Annotated in this window: 17 protein-coding genes; 14 read left to right on the plus strand and 3 right to left on the minus strand. The window is 56.2% G+C overall.

Features of this window, described 5'->3' with window-relative positions:
- Nucleotides 1–5: 5 nt before the first annotated feature.
- From DL239_RS19170 to ribD, 11 genes are all read left to right on the plus strand, one after another.
- Entirely contained in the window at nucleotides 6–323 is a 318-nt protein-coding gene (locus DL239_RS19170) for a hypothetical protein (protein ID WP_167685716.1), read from the plus strand.
- Nucleotides 324–406: 83 nt separating this feature from the next.
- The gene (gene dnaG / locus DL239_RS19175) at nucleotides 407–2,389 is read left to right on the plus strand and encodes a DNA primase (protein ID WP_167685717.1); all 1,983 of its coding nucleotides are present in this window, start codon (nucleotides 407–409) and stop codon (nucleotides 2,387–2,389) included.
- Between the two features lie 114 nt (nucleotides 2,390–2,503).
- The gene (gene rpoD, locus DL239_RS19180) at nucleotides 2,504–4,492 is read left to right on the plus strand and encodes an RNA polymerase sigma factor RpoD (RefSeq protein ID WP_167685718.1); all 1,989 of its coding nucleotides are present in this window, start codon (nucleotides 2,504–2,506) and stop codon (nucleotides 4,490–4,492) included.
- 187 nt (nucleotides 4,493–4,679) lie between these two features.
- Nucleotides 4,680–4,958, plus strand: coding sequence for an HlyU family transcriptional regulator (locus DL239_RS19185; RefSeq protein ID WP_167685719.1), 279 nt, complete (start codon nucleotides 4,680–4,682; stop codon nucleotides 4,956–4,958).
- Between the two features lie 106 nt (nucleotides 4,959–5,064).
- Nucleotides 5,065–5,343 carry a hypothetical protein gene (locus DL239_RS19190; RefSeq protein WP_167685720.1) on the plus strand — a complete coding sequence of 93 codons (279 nt, stop codon included), beginning with the start codon at nucleotides 5,065–5,067 and terminating at the stop codon, nucleotides 5,341–5,343.
- Nucleotides 5,344–5,424: 81 nt separating this feature from the next.
- Nucleotides 5,425–5,883, plus strand: coding sequence for a hypothetical protein (locus tag DL239_RS19195; protein ID WP_167685721.1), 459 nt, complete (start codon nucleotides 5,425–5,427; stop codon nucleotides 5,881–5,883).
- Nucleotides 5,884–6,046: 163 nt separating this feature from the next.
- Nucleotides 6,047–6,430 carry a hypothetical protein gene (locus DL239_RS19200; protein ID WP_206188541.1) on the plus strand — a complete coding sequence of 128 codons (384 nt, stop codon included), beginning with the start codon at nucleotides 6,047–6,049 and terminating at the stop codon, nucleotides 6,428–6,430.
- A 96-nt stretch (nucleotides 6,431–6,526) separates the two neighbouring features.
- Nucleotides 6,527–6,970, plus strand: a complete 444-nt coding sequence (locus DL239_RS19205) for a hypothetical protein (protein ID WP_167685723.1) — start codon at nucleotides 6,527–6,529, stop codon at nucleotides 6,968–6,970.
- Between the two features lie 7 nt (nucleotides 6,971–6,977).
- Complete coding sequence (locus tag DL239_RS19210) at nucleotides 6,978–7,394, plus strand: secondary thiamine-phosphate synthase enzyme YjbQ (protein ID WP_167685724.1); 417 nt, start codon at nucleotides 6,978–6,980, stop codon at nucleotides 7,392–7,394.
- A 121-nt stretch (nucleotides 7,395–7,515) separates the two neighbouring features.
- A complete protein-coding gene (nrdR, locus tag DL239_RS19215) occupies nucleotides 7,516–7,983 on the plus strand; it encodes a transcriptional regulator NrdR (protein ID WP_167685725.1) in 468 nt (155 codons plus the stop codon).
- Nucleotides 7,980–9,077 carry a bifunctional diaminohydroxyphosphoribosylaminopyrimidine deaminase/5-amino-6-(5-phosphoribosylamino)uracil reductase RibD gene (gene ribD / locus DL239_RS19220; RefSeq protein ID WP_167685726.1) on the plus strand — a complete coding sequence of 366 codons (1,098 nt, stop codon included), beginning with the start codon at nucleotides 7,980–7,982 and terminating at the stop codon, nucleotides 9,075–9,077. Before nrdR ends, ribD begins: the two co-directional genes overlap by 4 nt.
- 18 nt (nucleotides 9,078–9,095) lie before the next feature.
- On the opposite strand, the gene DL239_RS19225 is transcribed toward ribD, so the two are convergent.
- The 3 genes from DL239_RS19225 to DL239_RS19235 form a co-directional block, all read right to left on the minus strand.
- Nucleotides 9,096–11,108, minus strand: a complete 2,013-nt coding sequence (locus DL239_RS19225) for a capsule polysaccharide biogenesis protein (protein WP_167685727.1) — start codon at nucleotides 11,106–11,108, stop codon at nucleotides 9,096–9,098.
- A gap of 5 nt (nucleotides 11,109–11,113) precedes the next feature.
- Nucleotides 11,114–12,247: a polysaccharide biosynthesis/export family protein gene (locus DL239_RS19230; RefSeq protein WP_167685728.1), complete on the minus strand. Its 1,134-nt coding sequence runs from the start codon at nucleotides 12,245–12,247 to the stop codon at nucleotides 11,114–11,116.
- A gap of 97 nt (nucleotides 12,248–12,344) precedes the next feature.
- The gene (locus DL239_RS19235) at nucleotides 12,345–13,649 is read right to left on the minus strand and encodes a capsule polysaccharide biogenesis protein (RefSeq protein WP_240932021.1); all 1,305 of its coding nucleotides are present in this window, start codon (nucleotides 13,647–13,649) and stop codon (nucleotides 12,345–12,347) included.
- Nucleotides 13,650–13,806: 157 nt separating this feature from the next.
- Here DL239_RS19235 and DL239_RS19240 point away from each other — a divergent pair, with 157 nt between their 5' ends.
- The 3 genes from DL239_RS19240 (at nucleotide 13,807) to DL239_RS19250 (ending at nucleotide 15,241) form a co-directional block, all read left to right on the plus strand.
- Nucleotides 13,807–14,409 carry a riboflavin synthase gene (locus DL239_RS19240; protein WP_167685730.1) on the plus strand — a complete coding sequence of 201 codons (603 nt, stop codon included), beginning with the start codon at nucleotides 13,807–13,809 and terminating at the stop codon, nucleotides 14,407–14,409.
- A 61-nt stretch (nucleotides 14,410–14,470) separates the two neighbouring features.
- On the plus strand, nucleotides 14,471–15,022 hold the full coding sequence (locus tag DL239_RS19245; RefSeq protein WP_206188542.1) for a GNAT family N-acetyltransferase: 552 nt from the start codon (nucleotides 14,471–14,473) through the stop codon (nucleotides 15,020–15,022).
- Nucleotides 15,023–15,241, plus strand: coding sequence for a DUF6500 family protein (locus DL239_RS19250; RefSeq protein ID WP_167685732.1), 219 nt, complete (start codon nucleotides 15,023–15,025; stop codon nucleotides 15,239–15,241).
- Nucleotides 15,242–15,819: the final 578 nt, after the last annotated feature.

Genomic DNA, 15,819 nt, shown 5'->3' on the forward strand with positions numbered 1-15,819 from the left:
GCCTGATGAAGACCCTGACCACGCTAAGCGCTGCGCTTTTGTCCGCTGTGATTGCTTCCCCTGTGATGGCGGCTGTAACGGCCGAGGAAAGCTGTGGCTACCAAGCGGATGTTGTGGCTGCGATCCAACAAGCTCGCCTAGATAGGGTGAAGGAGCGCAAAGTAAGCGAGACACTTGCCGCTTCTGAGCCAACCTGGCCTGAAAATTTCAATGCAACTATTCCGCTGATTGCCCCTTGGATTTATGAGCAAAAGATGAAGGTGATCCGCAACGAGGATCTGGGCGCAGTTTGGAAAGAACGTTGTCTGGACCAGATCCAGTAAGACGCTACCTTTCTCCGTAATCCGCGCCAATCCAGACCCGCCGTGGGCTTGGAACTGCGTCTATTTTCTGGCACATTACCCTTATGTCACTGCCTCCCGGATTCCTTGATGAACTGCGTACCCGCGTCAGCCTAAGCCAGGTTGTCGGGCGAAAGGTCATGTGGGATCAACGCAAGTCCAACATGGGCAAGGGCGACATGTGGGCGCCTTGCCCTTTCCACCATGAAAAATCTGCCAGTTTCCACGTCGATGACCGCAAAGGGTTTTACTATTGCTTTGGCTGTCAGGCCAAAGGCGACGCAATAGGCTTTGTGCAGGAATCCGAAAACGTGGGCTTTATGGAGGCAGTGCAGATCATCGCGGCCGAAGCAGGCATGGAAATGCCCGCTCGCGACCCCAAGGCGCAACAGAAACAGGACCGCCGCACATTGCTTGCGGATGTGATGGAGCAGGCGGTTCAGTTCTTTCGTTTGCAACTGAACACTGGCCGGGCTCATGATGCGCGTGGATATCTGGATCGGCGCGGTATGCCGGCGCAGTCGCTGGAACGCTGGGAGATCGGCTTTGCCCCTGACGGTTGGCAGAACCTGTGGGATCACCTGCGCGGCAAAGGTGTTGCCGAAGATTTGATCATCGGGGCAGGGCTGGCCAAACCGTCGTCCAAGGGCGGCAAGCCTTATGACACCTTCCGCAACCGCATCATGTTCCCGATCCGTGATGCCCGTGGCCGTGCCATTGCCTTTGGCGGCCGCGCGATGGATCCCAATGACAACGCCAAATACCTGAACTCACCCGAGACGGAATTGTTCGACAAAGGCCGCAGCTTGTACAACCACGCGCCCGCCCGTACCGCTGCTGGCAAGGGGCAACCACTGCTAGTGGCCGAGGGGTACATGGACGTCATCGCACTGGCTGATGGCGGGTTCGAGGCTGCTGTGGCCCCTCTGGGCACTGCGGTCACCGAAAACCAGTTGATGATGATGTGGCGCATCGCGGATGAGCCGATCATTGCGCTGGACGGCGATACCGCAGGTTTGCGCGCCGCGATGCGGTTGATTGATCTGGCGCTCCCGCTTCTTGAGGCAGGCAAATCCTTGCGGTTCGCCATGATGCCCGAGGGCAAAGATCCAGACGATCTGATCCGCACGCAGGGGCCACAGGCGGTTCAGTCGCTGTTGGATCAGGCAATGCCCATGGTCAAACTGCTGTGGCAGCGAGAAACCGAAGGCAAAGTGTTCGACAGCCCCGAACGTAAGGCAGCACTGGACAAAAGCCTGCGTGAAAAGGTCAAACTGATCCGTGATCCGTCGATCCGCAAACACTATGGCGACGACATAAAGGAAATGCGCTGGGAGCTGTTCCGTGGCAATCGCAAACCACAGCGCGCAGCCTTTAATCCCTCTGGCGGTTTCAAGGACGGCGCGCGCAGCAAATGGAAGCCGGGCAAGCCGGTACCACAACCGCTGGCCAGCACCAAAAGCTCGATGTTGGCTGCGGCTGACGAAGGCGCGGCCGTTGCGATGCGCGAGGCGGTTATTCTGGCCAGTGCCATTGCCACTCCGGCGGTGATTGTTGAGTTTGAGGCGAATTTCGAACGTATGTCCTGCGCGGACCCGGATCATGCCATCATGCGCGACCTGATCCTGCGCTATGGAATGGATGCCCCCGATCGGGTGCATGATGAAATTCTCTATGCTTTGGGCCCCTACGCCCTTGAAAACCTGCATGCGCTTCGCCATGTGGCAATTAGCCCCTGTCTGCGCAAACCCGGTGATCTAGAGATCGCCAGCCTGATGTTGAGCGAAGAATTTGCCAAGATCGAAGCACGGCAAGGGCTGGATGCCGAACTTGCCGAGGCCGAAGAGGACCTGAGCGGTTTGGCGGATGAGGCTGTGACGTGGCGTTTAGGACAGGCTGCTGAGGCCAGAAACAAGGCCGTGCGCAGCGAGAACGAAGACAGGGCGCAGTATGATATTGCGGACAACGGGGCGCGTCTAAACAGAGAAGAACGCGACCTGCTGAGCTCGCTAACAGATGGAATCAACTTCTCACGAAAACGCAGCTGAGTCGTTTTCGTAAGGAAGTCCTTAAAAAAACCGGGTAAACGGGTCGACGAATCAGTAGATCGCGCTAATGATTCGCTGAGACCGAATCGCCCTTAACGCCTGTAGGAGCATTGAATGGCCGCCAAAGACACCGACGACCGCAAACGTGACGACCAGGAACCTGAAAATTCTCTGGACATGAGCCAGGCCGCCGTCAAGAAGATGATCTCTGAGGCCCGCGAGAAGGGCTACATCACCTACGATCAGCTGAACAAGGTTTTGCCACCTGATCAGGTAGGCTCGGAACAGATCGAAGACGTGATGTCGATGCTCTCTGAAATGGGCATCAATATCATCGAGGACGAAGAGGCCGAAGAGGAAGAACAGAAGGGCGCGACCGATCTGGTTACCACCGAAGGTGCTCGCGAAGTTGCTGTTTCCACTGGCACATCCGAGAAGCTAGACCGTACTGATGACCCGGTACGCATGTATCTGCGTGAAATGGGCTCGGTTGAACTGCTAAGCCGCGAGGGCGAGATCGCCATCGCCAAGCGGATTGAGGCCGGACGTAACACCATGATCGCTGGCTTGTGTGAAAGCCCACTGACCTTTCAGGCGATCACTATTTGGCATGACGAACTTCTGACCGAAGACATTCTTCTGCGCGACGTCATCGATCTCGAAACCACATTTGGCAACACGATGAACGAGGACGGAACGCCTCAGGAACCGGTTGTTGCAAATGCTGACGCGGCCAAAACTGAAAAGCCCGAAGCAGGCGCTCAGGAATTGGACGCTGACGGCAACCCGATCAGCACCGACGACGATGACGACGATGAAGATGATCAGGCCAACCTGTCCTTGGCCGCGATGGAAGCCGCGCTCAAGGATCAGGTTCTTACCAGCCTAGAGCGGATCTCGTCGGATTATGCCGAACTGTCGGAAATGCAGGATAGCCGGATTTCGGCAACCCTGAACGAAGATGGGTCATTCAGCAAACAGGATGAGGCCCGGTATCAGGCGCTGCGTTCTGAAATCGTTGAGCTGGTGAACGAGCTTCACCTGCATAACAACCGTATCGACGCGCTGATTGACCAGCTGTACGGCATCAACCGCCGTGTCATGCAGATTGACGGCTCGATGGTGAAACTGGCCGATCAGGCTCGCATTAACCGCCGTGAATTCGTCGACGCCTATCGTGGTCGCGAACTGGACCCCAACTGGCTGGCAGAAATGGGCGAAAAGCCTGGCCGTGGCTGGAAGATGTTCATCGAGCGCTCCACTGACAAGGTCGAAGAACTGCGCGCTGACATCGCTCAAGTGGGTCAGTACGTTGGTCTGGATATCTCTGAATTCCGCCGTATCGTGCAGCAGGTTCAGAAGGGCGAAAAAGAGGCCCGTCAGGCGAAAAAGGAAATGGTCGAGGCCAACCTGCGTCTGGTGATCTCGATTGCCAAGAAATACACCAACCGTGGTCTGCAATTCCTGGATCTGATCCAGGAAGGTAACATCGGCCTGATGAAGGCGGTGGACAAGTTCGAATATCGTCGTGGCTATAAATTCTCGACCTATGCGACTTGGTGGATCCGTCAGGCGATCACCCGCTCGATTGCCGATCAGGCGCGCACCATCCGTATTCCAGTGCACATGATCGAGACCATCAACAAGCTGGTCCGTACAGGTCGTCAGATGCTGCACGAAATCGGTCGTGAGCCAACACCAGAAGAACTGGCCGCCAAGCTGCAAATGCCGCTGGAGAAGGTGCGCAAGGTGATGAAGATCGCCAAAGAGCCGATCAGCCTTGAAACGCCAATCGGCGACGAGGAAGACAGCCAGCTGGGTGATTTCATCGAGGACAAGAATGCCGTGCTGCCACTGGACAGCGCCATTCAGGAAAACCTCAAGGAAACCACTACCCGCGTGCTGGCATCCCTTACTCCGCGTGAAGAACGTGTTCTGCGGATGCGTTTTGGTATCGGCATGAATACCGACCACACACTGGAAGAAGTTGGCCAGCAGTTCTCGGTTACCCGTGAGCGGATCCGTCAGATCGAGGCCAAGGCGCTGCGTAAGCTGAAGCACCCAAGCCGAAGCAGAAAGCTGCGGAGCTTCTTGGATCAGTGATATATAGGGCGTCCCACGGGGCGCCCTTTTTTATAGCCCGGCATCGCCGGGCCGCGCCTGACCTTCCCCCCGGGAAGGCGCTTTACGCCTCCCCAAGGTCAAGCACGTCCCTCAGAGAATGCAGCCCGTCTACTTTCCAAGCCCCGCCCGATATGTCACCATCCGCCAAAACGAGTAGGAGCCTGACATGTCCTTTTTGAAAAAACTCTTCGGCGGGTCCGACGCGGCGGCCCCCAAGGCTCCTGAGCCTGAGATGTACAAGGGTTTCGCCATCTTCCCCGATCCGATTGCCGAGGGAAAACACTACCGCCTAGCTGCGAGGGTTGAGAAGGAAATCGATGGTGAGTTGAAAATTCACAAACTCATCCGCGCTGACACGCTCAACTCAAACGAAGCGGCGGTTGAGGCCGCGATTCAAAAGGCCAAGGTCGCAATCGACCAGATGGGCGATCGGCTGTTCAACTAGGCTTGGTTGCGCGCCGTTAACCATTTGCTAACCTCTTGCATTGCCCAACGCCAGTGGCCTCTCTAGACTATTACCATTCGAGGTACGTATTCGCTTGGGGAAAACGATGTCTGCAAATTCAAACCTGAATGAGGCGCTAGGCGTCTTGGGGGATAAGCTTCAGTCGCTGAACGCCATGGTGCTGGCCAATCAGTTCATGATCGACGCTGTGCGTGACCACGAGGCTAAGCTGAAGGCGCTGGATGCCGAGGCTGCGCGGTCATTTATGCGTCAGATTGCGCGGAAAAAATTTGGCGAAGACGAGGCAATGCAGGATGTTCTAGCTCTTATCCTTAACGCTATGGCCCCGCGCCAATCGGCCGAGATCATCCAGTTCCCAGGCTGACACTAGGTCATTTCTTGGATTCTGGTATTTCCACCTAAGGCAGGCTATCCCTTGCAGCGATCGCGCAACAAGGATGATCCCATGCTCCGTACGCTAATGGCCAGTCTGACCTTCACCCTGATTGCACCTGCAGTCTGGGCTCAGTGCCAGAATGGCGCTGAGCTGTTCACCTGTACATTCTCTCACGGCAAGAAAGCTGTCCATATCTGTCAGGATGGTGATGACTATAGCTATGCCTATGGCCGGATAGGGCGCGCGCCTGATTTGTTCTTGCAGCGCAGCCTGAAGGAAATCGAATTTACCCCGTGGTCTGGGATCGGACGCTACTATTGGGAAGAGGTCCGGTTTTTTAACAAATCAGTTTCCTATTTGATTAGCTTTAGTGCTGACCGGTTGTCAGAAGGGGAGTCCGCGCCCGAGGGGCAAATTTCGGTGCACGAAGACGACAACCGTCTGGCACTGTTGATTTGTGATGAAGGCACAGTGCGAATAAACATGTCACCGCTGGCAAACGCTTGGCACGACGCTGGGTCCCAGTAGTAAATAACTGTTTGGGCGGTGTTTTGCCCGAAGCGCAATAGGATTGGGCGAGAGGCTGGTGTGTCGGCACAAGCTGCGTATTATGATGACAATTAACGCGCCACGCCGGCGCCCTATGTTTTGGACACACATGAAAAATTCTCTGTCAATTATGGCTATCTGCATGACTGCCGTCGCAGCTTGCGCAGTTGAGGCCAACAATTTCAAAAGCTTAAGTTATGGAGCGCGGGCCTATCCTCATGATGGTGTTGTTTTTGAGGTGGTGCCGCCAATAGGCAGCACGCGCGCCGCCTTTTGGTGCGCGGGCTCGGAATACGCGCGTCGCTTTCTTGGGGCGGGCTGGCAAACACCATTTTATGTTGTTCGAGGCCTTGGAACAGGCGAAGTGTCGGGACGCAAGGATACTGTTCTGTTTAGTCTTGAGCCTGTTGGTGCTCAGGCCCAGTCCAATGGAATATTTCAGTTCAACGGGTTCAATCCTGGCAGTGCAAAAACCGTGCAAAGTGCTGATACGGACTGCGATCCATTCCTACTCGACTTGATATAACCGTTGAACGTTTACATGTTTGTCCGATCGCGTCTCAGAGATGCAAGTGTCTACCGGCTGGGACAATACTGATAAAGCTCGGACTGGAGATAGATAGTGAAACAGATTTTTAGACACCTTATAATTATAGCCGCTTGTTCGGTGGCGCTTCCACTGACGGCGCAAGAGTTCCGCGCGATCAACTCTCTCTACGTCAACAGGGTGGATAAGAATGTCATTGAGGTGATCGGTCGCCCGGGGGCCCACAAAGAGGATTACTGGTGTGGCGTGGGGGACTATGTGCGCCGTGTCGTGCGCGCACCTTGGAAGACAAAAATCTATGTTGTCAGTGGTATCGGTCGCGGCGTGACTACCGGGGCAAGGGATGCTGTAAGATTTACAATGAGCCCAGACGCGATCGGCATTGAACCTTACGAGTCGAACCTGATCCTGGATGTTCTGACTGTTGGGTATTCCCGTTCCCTGACATATGCATTTGATATGTGTCACCGTCGACCTGGATTTTTTCACTCAGGGTTTGGCATTGGGATTGGGTTCTAACAAGGGAATGCAATCCCAGCTGGAAATAGAAACTCAGGGCCCCGGCTTGTACGAGTTCACCGGTCGGGTTCACGGCCGCATTGCCGAGCAGGGTCGGCAATGCGGCCTGCTGACGCTGTTTGTCCAACATACCTCTTGCTCTCTCTTGATACCGGAAAACGCCGACCCCGAGGTGCAGGGCGATTTGCAGGCGTTCTTTCACCGATTGGTGCCACCCAGCAGTGATCCATCGATGGGGTATCTGCGCCATACATACGAAGGCCCGGATGATATGCCCGCGCATATCAAAGCAGCGATGATGCCGGTCAGCCAGTCAATTCCGGTTCAGCAGGGGCAGTTGATGCTCGGCACCTGGCAGGGGATCTACCTGTTCGAACATCGCAACGCTGCACTCAGCCGCAGGGTTGTGGCCCACTTGACCTGACAGCCCGTATTTAGGGGTGTAAATATCCCTCTACCCAAATCCTAGCGGCTGCCCTATAACTGTGGATAACTATGTTAGTCTTCGTACAAATTATGGTCGAGTTGATTGAGGGGAACTGTTAATGCGCTGTCCGTTTTGCGGGAATGTTGATACTCAGGTAAAAGACTCCCGGCCCGCCGAGGACCACGTCGCAATCCGGCGACGTCGCTTTTGTCCGGCTTGCGGTGGGCGTTTCACCACATATGAACGGGTCCAGTTGCGTGACTTGGTTGTGATCAAGTCAAAAGGTAAACGCGAAGACTTTGACCGCGACAAGCTAGAGAGATCCATTCGTATCTCGATGCAGAAACGCCCAGTTGATCCTGATCGGATTGATCAGATGATCTCTGGTATCGTGCGGCGGCTGGAAAGCATGGGCGACACGGATATTCAGTCCAACCGGATTGGCGAGATCGTGATGGAGTCGCTGGCGCGGATCGACACTGTGGCCTATGTGCGCTTTGCCAGTGTCTACAAGAATTTCCAGGCGGCTGATGATTTTGAGGACTTCGTCCACGAGTTGCGGCCAATGTTGCCGCCAGAAGAGTGAGCAATACTGACAGCCGGTTCATGGCGCTGGCACTTAGTCTGGGGCGGCGCGGTCAGGGACTGTGCTGGCCCAACCCGGCGGTGGGCTGTGTTGTGGTTCAAGGTGACCGGATCGTTGGCCGTGGCTGGACACAGCCGGGTGGACGACCGCATGCCGAAACGATGGCATTGGCTCAGGCTGGACAGCGGGCCAAGGGCGCAACCGCCTATGTGACGCTAGAACCCTGTTCGCACCATGGCGAAACGCCTCCGTGTTCGCAGGCTCTGATTGATGCTGGTGTTGCCCGTGTTGTGGCTGCAATCGAAGACAGCGATCCGCGGGTGTCAGGGCAGGGGTTTGAAAGACTGCGCATGTCTGGAATCCAAGTCAAGACGGGGGTTCTGGCCGAACAGGCAGCCCGCGATCATGCTGGCTTCTTCCTGAAAACCGAACAGGGGCGTCCGTTTGTGACACTGAAACTAGCGAGCAGTTTTGATGGCCGTATAGCTACCAGCAGTGGCCACAGTCAGTGGATCACTGGCCCCGAGGCGCGCAGGGCTGTGCATGCAATGCGGTCTCGTCATGACGCTGTAATGGTCGGTGCTGGTACTGCGCGCGCCGATGATCCGTCGCTGACGGTTCGGGATCTGGGAATCGCGCAGCAGCCGGTGCGGGTGGTGATCTCTCGACATCTGGATCTGCCGTTGCTTAGCCAACTGGCGCGCACCGCCATGGACGTGCCCCTTTGGCTGTGTCACGGTCCGGGGGCTGATATCGAACGGTTAAAGGCCTGGGAAGGTATAGGGGCAAAGCTGCTGCCCTGTGCGGTCCGAGGAACGCAGGTCGACGCGGCGGATATTCTGCAACAACTGGGCAAAGCCGGTTTGACTCGTGTGTTCTGCGAAGGTGGCGGCGCGCTGGCTGCGTCATTGCTGGCTGCTGATCTGGTGGACGAGTTGGTCGGCTATACTGCTGGACTAGGCATCGGCGCCGAAGGCCTGCCGATGATAGGCACGTTGGGCCTGAACCGGTTAGAGCAAGCCCCCCGGTTCAAGCTGCTTGAAACCCGCCAGATTGGACCGGACATCGAGCACCGCTGGACGCGATCATTGTAAAAACAACTCAGTGGCCATCTATCGCCACAGGTGCGCATAGGTGGCCAACAATCCCTGCAATTTGGACAGGGCCCGATTGGCCATGCCGGGATGCGGGATTTCTCCACTTTGCAGACGGCGCACAGCCACCTCAACCGGGCAGGGCAGCCCGGTGATCGGGTCGCAATAACGCGGGTAGTCGATCAGCGTTGCATGAACCAATCCCAGCAGGCTGGGACGTGCTTGCCGCCGTTCGGGCTGTTTGGACAGATCCTGCGTCAGGCCCCAGCCTGAATAGAACGGGGTGCCCAGAGTGGTAACCTTGACGCCACGCAGCAGCGCCTCGAATCCCATGAGCGAGGTCATGGTCCATAGCTCGTCAACCTGATCACACAGGGCTATGGGATCACTGCTGTGGGCCACTACATCCGCCAGCCCCTCGGCTTCGATTTCACCGCTGCGCAATCCGGCCTCTACATCCGGGTGGGGTTTGTAGATGATAATTGCATCCGGGTTGGCAGCTCGCGTGGTACGCAACAAATCCAGATTGGTGTGGATCTTGCCTGCGCCAGTTCGGATCGAGGCATCATCCTCGACCTGACCCGGCACCAGGATGCGATACCCAGCTGGAAGCTTCGGTGCCTCACCACCCAGATTGTATTTTGACAGGCTGGACTGAACCAAGCTACGCAACAGATTTTCAGCGCGGCGGTCCTGAGCTTCGGTCAGGCGAACACGTTGCGTGATCAGATCCTCAAGGTCGCTCGGCTGGGTAGGGTCATAATAAATGCCCTGCTGATCTGTGACCAACGACAGCGGTGGCACCAACTCGGCCCCCAACCCACGTGAGCGCAGAAAGCCATCTTCGACCCGTGTGGCCCCCTGATGCTCCGCCCCGGCCTTGCTGGCCCAAACCATCCAGCTACGGCCACTTGCCTTTGCCTTGTTGACGTCATCCGTGAACAGCAGGTTCTTTTCGCTGCCGAACATCTTTTGCAACGGGCGACGTTTCCACAGGCGCATCCCTGACGCGGCCCAGCCAAGCCGGTCTTGCCGCCATGCGTGCACCTGCGTTTCCAGATTATCGAGCACAGTCTCCAGCTCACACAGCTGATCGCGAAACGGATCGTACCAGACCGGGTACAGGAACATCGTCGCCGCACAAAGCTGCTGTCGCGTCAGTTGTCGCTGACGTCGGGCCAGTGGGAACTCATCTTGGGTTAACCCCCAACCAGCATAGAACGGCTGACCAAAGATCCGTGGCTTGTGGCCCGCCAAAATAGCCTCAAACCCCATTTGCGAGGAAACGGTATAGACACCAATAGCACCGTCCAACAGTTCCCACGGCGACACTGGGTCAGTCAGCAGGGTGATGCGATCATTGGCATCCTCTGGGCCGTAATGGCCGGGACGGTAGCCTTGGGATGTTTCTGGATGGCTCTTAATGACAATCCGCGCGCCGGGATTTTCCTCTTGTGCAAAAACCAGCATCTCAAGAAACCGCGCCCGATCCGCACCGCTGGCCACAACCGAGGCATCGCCACGGGCCTGATCCACCACCAGCACATAGCCGGGTTTTGGGGTGGGGGTAGCAGGATCAAAGGCGTTATACTTGCTAAGCTGAACCTCGGTCAGCCGCGATACCGCATCGCGGGCCCGACGCATCAGATCGCTGTCATCCAAAGGTGCTGTTGCCAGCATTTGCTCCAGATCTGATTTGCTGGCCGGGTCGAAATGCACACCCGCGCGGTCAAGCTGCAACCCTACCGGCGGCTCGCCAGCGCGTCCGGGGTGGATAGATCGCAAAAAGGCATCCTCAACCCGCAGCAAGCCAACCTGCCGAGTTTCAGCAACCCGACGTCCACGATGGGCGGTAGGTGAGTTACCCCATATGCCCACCAGATCGTCGGGGCCGGGTAAACCTAGCCGGATGTCATACCCCGCCAAGTGTAGAATGCGTCGTAAACGTTTTTGGGTGACAAAGCCGCCATTATAAACAAACAGCCGGGAGCGATTGCCCCCGGCCTCATGCCTGTCATCAAGGCTGCGCATCAGTGTTAGCCGCCAGCCAGGGTGTTGATGTTAGCCAAAGGCGTCAGTGGCGCAGCTAAGAGCGAGATGGTCTTGGTCCACTGGGCGTAAGGTGCCTCGGTGACATAAAGTGTGTCACCATCACGGATGACGAAATCGCGTGCGATGAACAATCCATTGGGCTGGGTCAGGTTCAGCACGTAAACCATGCGCTGTGCACCTTGCAGATCATCACGGCCCAGTACCTGACCAGCGATCTCAGCCGGTTCGTTGCGAAGCACAAAAACGCCAGTAGGGTCAGACGAGGTTGAAATCAGACCGCCGACCTGGGCAATCGCCTCAAGGGCTGACAGATCCTGGCTTTCAAACCGGACACGTGCCTGAGAGCTAGTGGCCCCCAGTGCCGTAAACGAACGAGTGTCTTCTTCGATCAGAATACGGTCGCCACCACGCAGAGCGATATCCAGTTGCGGGTGATCGTACAGATCCTGGAACCAGACCTTACCCTGCTCATTGCCGCGGATCATCGTGATCTGGGCGATATCTGGCTGGATCGACACCCCACCGGCTTGCGCCAGCATGGTTGCCAATGTGCGGGTTGGGCGTTCAATCGGGTAAACGCCCGGCGCCCCGATCGCACCAACCAGGCTGACAGTAGACCCGTCACCGGCCAGTCGGCGCACCTGCACCTGCGGATCAGGCGTTTGGTCTTCCAGCTTTGTGGTGATGGTCTTGCGCAGTTGATCTGGCGTATTGCCCGACGCCCGCACACGGCCTGCATAGGGCACAAAGATAAATCCGGCGCTGTCGACCTGAACTTCTTCCAGCACGGTTGAGTTGGAAACCTCACCCGCCAGCAGCCCGTCGTCAACGTTTTCCCAGATGGTCAGGCCCAGAACGTCGCCGGGGCGAATAGTGTCAGATGTCAGCTGTCCAGCGGATTGAAACGCCTGAGAAAAGCCAAGAGCCGGGACCACAGCTGTTGCGCGGGTCACCCGGTCGTTGACTGATACTACAAAGGCATCGCCCTCTTTTTGCACTGATCCAGCGTAGATTTCACGCTTGTTGGGGCCTACGCGGGGCAAGCTGCACGAGGCCGCAAGCGCAACTGCGGCCAGCATAGCGATGGGGCGTGCCCACCGAAAGGGAACGGAATTCACTGCTCGGTCTCCTCGACCTATTATTGTTCTGCCTCGGTCTTTTTTTGCCAAGTTAGCGGAAAGCGGGACAAAAATCCAGTGCTGCAACGGCGTAGGCTCAATTCACGATACGCAACTGTTGCCGTGGGGCCGCTGTGCCAGATTTAAGTGCATCGTAGGGGTCATCCGCTGATAACATCATGTCGACGACCTGCCGCAACAGTTGCCTGCGTCCCTTGCGCGAATAGAAGCCACCGGACAATTGCGATGTCTCAAGCAAATAACGTCGATAATCTTTGTAAGCCCTGTTGTCTGGACGCGCGGCCGCCGCAAAGAATTCTGTCAACGGTTGGGTCGAGACGAATTCAGGTTTTGCATAAACCGCATCGCCAAACACCTTTAGCGGAATGCCACGCCACAGCACCTGCTGGCCTGCGGTGGAATTGACAGTCACCGCTGTGCGGGCCTCGTTCAACAACTGCGCCAGCTTGCCGCCGCGCACATAATGCACCCGATCTGAAATACCGTGCTCAGCGGCCAACCGCTTGACCTCGCTGCGGATTGGCACCCGGCCATCTTCTAGTGGGTGGGCCTTGACCACCAAATGATGGTGCTGCGGCGCACCCTTGGCAAAGCCAGCGATGATCTCGGACAAAAAGTCGCTCATAGTGGAGAATGGCGAGTGTTTCTGGAACGAGCTGTCGTGTTCCAACTGCAGCAGGGCCAGATGGTAAGGAAAGCCGCCGTTACGAATGCGCCATGTGGCCAAACGGCGCTGAACAGCCAAAACGGGCATCAGTACCAGCCGCTTTAGATAAAGCTGAAATTCCTTGGTAACCGGAATTGACCGGTGCGGTCTAAATTCACGGTACTTTCCGTTCCGGAACATCACAAACCAATGGTACAGGGCGCCATAGAAAATATGCTGCCGCATGTCCCCCCAATGCGACGGCGGCAGGGGGGCCTCCATATCGGACAGTTCCAGTGCCTCTTGCATGCCGGGAATGGTCATATCCATCAGCTTGGAGTTTCCATTCGACCCGCCGCGTTCGTAGGTCACCCAATAGGGCCGCATATAGCCTTCTTCAAAGACATGAACCCGAATGCCACGGGCTTTTGCCTCAGCCACGGCCTTGGCGTGGATCGGACGGGTGTCGCCATACAGCACAATGTCAGTGACCTGATGGCTGTCAAATAGGGTCTCAAGCGTCGATGACCAATCGTTAGGGCTGCCCTGATAGGGAATATAGCTGGCACGATCACGCCAGAACGCCCGGTCGCCCGCATTGAAACCAACCCGCCAGATCTCGCACCCGGCAGCGCGCAGCATCTTGCCAAGGGCGTTGAAAAACGGCCCGTGTGGTCCCTGCAAAAAAAGGAATACGCGTTTGGTGGTGGCTTCGGTTGTCATGACGGCGCTCATATTAGCCAATTAGGATAACGTCTTGGTTAACGCGTTACTGCGGCGAAACTAAGTCCAGCGGAGGGCAAATGACAAGGCCCCGGCGTTCAGGGCTTGTGCATATTGGGTGCACTGTCTACCAGTTTTGCAACAGTTTCAGGCCAGCAAGGGGCGCGTTATGTTCACAGGTATCATTACTGATGTCGGTCGTGTGACCGAGCTGCAGCAAGAGGGCGATTTACGCGCCCGCATCCGGACTAACTATGACACTACGGGCATCGATATCGGTGCCTCAATCGCCAGCGACGGCGTTTGCCTGACAGTGATTGCACTAGGCGACGATTGGTACGACGTGCAGATTTCTGCTGAAACCGTGTCAAAAACCAACATCGGCGACAACGGCTGGTTTGAGGGTAAGCGGGTCAACCTAGAACGCGCGCTAAAGGTCGGCGACGAGCTGGGCGGACATATCGTGTCGGGCCACGTTGATGGCGTCGCCGAAGTGGTCGAAATGGTCGAGGCCGGCGACAGCACCCGCGTCACCCTGCGCGCTCCGGCTGAACTGGCCAAGTTCATCGCCCCCAAAGGCTCGGTTGCGCTAAATGGCACCTCGCTAACGGTAAACGATGTGCGCGGCTGTGATTTTGACATCAATTTCATCCCCCATACCAAAGAAGTGACCACTTGGGGCGACGTCAAACTAGGTGACCAGATCAACCTCGAGATCGACACGTTGGCCCGCTATGTGGCGCGGTTAGGCGAGTTCAACGCCACGGCGTAAAGCAGCTAAGAGAACCTGTTGCGCAGTGATTGACTGCGCAACATTTGCAGCTATTTATTGAGTGGATTTTGACATGGATTTTGATTTCCAACCCTACATCATTGGCGAAACACTGGTTGTTCGCCCCCTGTCGGAAGATGACTTTGACGGGCTGTATCAGGCGGCAAGTGACCCCTTGGTCTGGGCTGGCCATCCCGCCAAGGATCGGCACCTGAAGGAAGTCTTTATCCCTTATTTCGATACGCTGCACGAAGCTGGTGCAACCGTGGTTGTGCTGGAAAAAAGCACCGGCAAAATCATCGGCTGCTCACGTTATTATGTAGCCCCCACTCCGGGTCAGGAAATCTCGATCGGCTACACATTCCTAGGGCGCGCCTATTGGGGCGGCACGGTCAATGCCGAGCTGAAATCACTGATGATGGGCCATGTGTTCAAATTCAGGCCTGATGTCTGGTTTCACATCGACCCCACCAACATCCGTTCGCAGAAAGCGACCGCCAAACTGGGCGCAGTCAACATGGGTGAAGAAGAGTTGGATCTGGGCAACGGTGCTGCACGCTGGATGTGTTTCAGGTTGCTAAAGTCCGATTGGGAAGTAAGGGAAGACACCTAGATGCGAGCAAGTCTGCGCACCAAAGCTATCGAAGTCTGCAACAAGAAAATCGCCGCCAAGGGCGAGGGCGTCGGCCTGTCGTTCTACGCCTTCTTTGCCAACAAAAATGACGACCCCGAACTGCTGATGGAGGCCGCAACCTGGTGGATCCAGACCCACGCTCTGGATCATTTTGAAAAGGCGGTGAAGGTGCGGGCGATGATCGAGGCCGGGGAGTAGGCGAGAGTCACAGTTACAATGGCCGATGCCTTGATCAGTAGCTGAATGGTAAAAGTCCTGGTAAACCTTACTACCAAAACCACATTTGCGATCATCTAACGCGACAGGTGCAAACGCGGAGCTACAATATGCACATATGTCTTGATTGGGACACTGAACAACGAGCGCAAACAGAAGATGGCACTCCACTTGGAAAGTATCGGGGTGATGTAATGAAGAAAGCCACAAACGCCGTTATTTTGGCCGCGGTAGTCCTTACTTTTAGGTCAAGTATGGGGTTCTCGTCTGATAGAAATCTAGCGTCTCTCGATGCGCACTTTGCAATAGGCAGTAATAAAAACGACCTTTTGGAATTTTTATCTAAAAACGACTTTAAAGTTTCCATCCTGGAAAATGGCGTATGGACTTCTAATGGGCGCCTCTCGACAACCCCATAGATTACATGGGTGAGGAAAGTAAGGTGAATTCTATTTGCCCGGATGGGCTTTGTTGCACAAATAGGGTTGAGGTCGGACCTCCCCTGACACCGGACGGATTTAGCCTATCGCCTCTGTCTTGGGGATGCCAAGTGCAGTAAA

This window comes from Parasedimentitalea denitrificans (genome assembly GCF_011813015.1).
GTDB classification, from domain to species: domain Bacteria; phylum Pseudomonadota; class Alphaproteobacteria; order Rhodobacterales; family Rhodobacteraceae; genus Parasedimentitalea; species Parasedimentitalea denitrificans.

Bases quoted from the DNA above. Each gene is read 5' to 3' on its own strand.
- DL239_RS19250 (WP_167685732.1), top strand. From the start codon at position 15,023: ATGCGAGCAAGTCTGCGCACCAAAGCTATCGAAGTCTGCAACAAGAAA.
- DL239_RS19170 (WP_167685716.1), top strand. From the start codon at position 6: ATGAAGACCCTGACCACGCTAAGCGCTGCGCTTTTGTCCGCTGTGATT.
- DL239_RS19185 (WP_167685719.1), top strand. From the start codon at position 4,680: ATGTCCTTTTTGAAAAAACTCTTCGGCGGGTCCGACGCGGCGGCCCCC.
- DL239_RS19195 (WP_167685721.1), top strand. From the start codon at position 5,425: ATGCTCCGTACGCTAATGGCCAGTCTGACCTTCACCCTGATTGCACCT.
- DL239_RS19210 (WP_167685724.1), top strand. From the start codon at position 6,978: ATGCAATCCCAGCTGGAAATAGAAACTCAGGGCCCCGGCTTGTACGAG.
- nrdR (WP_167685725.1), top strand. From the start codon at position 7,516: ATGCGCTGTCCGTTTTGCGGGAATGTTGATACTCAGGTAAAAGACTCC.
- dnaG (WP_167685717.1), top strand. From the start codon at position 407: ATGTCACTGCCTCCCGGATTCCTTGATGAACTGCGTACCCGCGTCAGC.
- DL239_RS19240 (WP_167685730.1), top strand. From the start codon at position 13,807: ATGTTCACAGGTATCATTACTGATGTCGGTCGTGTGACCGAGCTGCAG.
- DL239_RS19235 (WP_240932021.1), bottom strand. From the start codon at position 13,649: ATGAGCGCCGTCATGACAACCGAAGCCACCACCAAACGCGTATTCCTT.
- DL239_RS19225 (WP_167685727.1), bottom strand. From the start codon at position 11,108: ATGCGCAGCCTTGATGACAGGCATGAGGCCGGGGGCAATCGCTCCCGG.
- rpoD (WP_167685718.1), top strand. From the start codon at position 2,504: ATGGCCGCCAAAGACACCGACGACCGCAAACGTGACGACCAGGAACCT.
- DL239_RS19190 (WP_167685720.1), top strand. From the start codon at position 5,065: ATGTCTGCAAATTCAAACCTGAATGAGGCGCTAGGCGTCTTGGGGGAT.
- DL239_RS19200 (WP_206188541.1), top strand. From the start codon at position 6,047: ATGACTGCCGTCGCAGCTTGCGCAGTTGAGGCCAACAATTTCAAAAGC.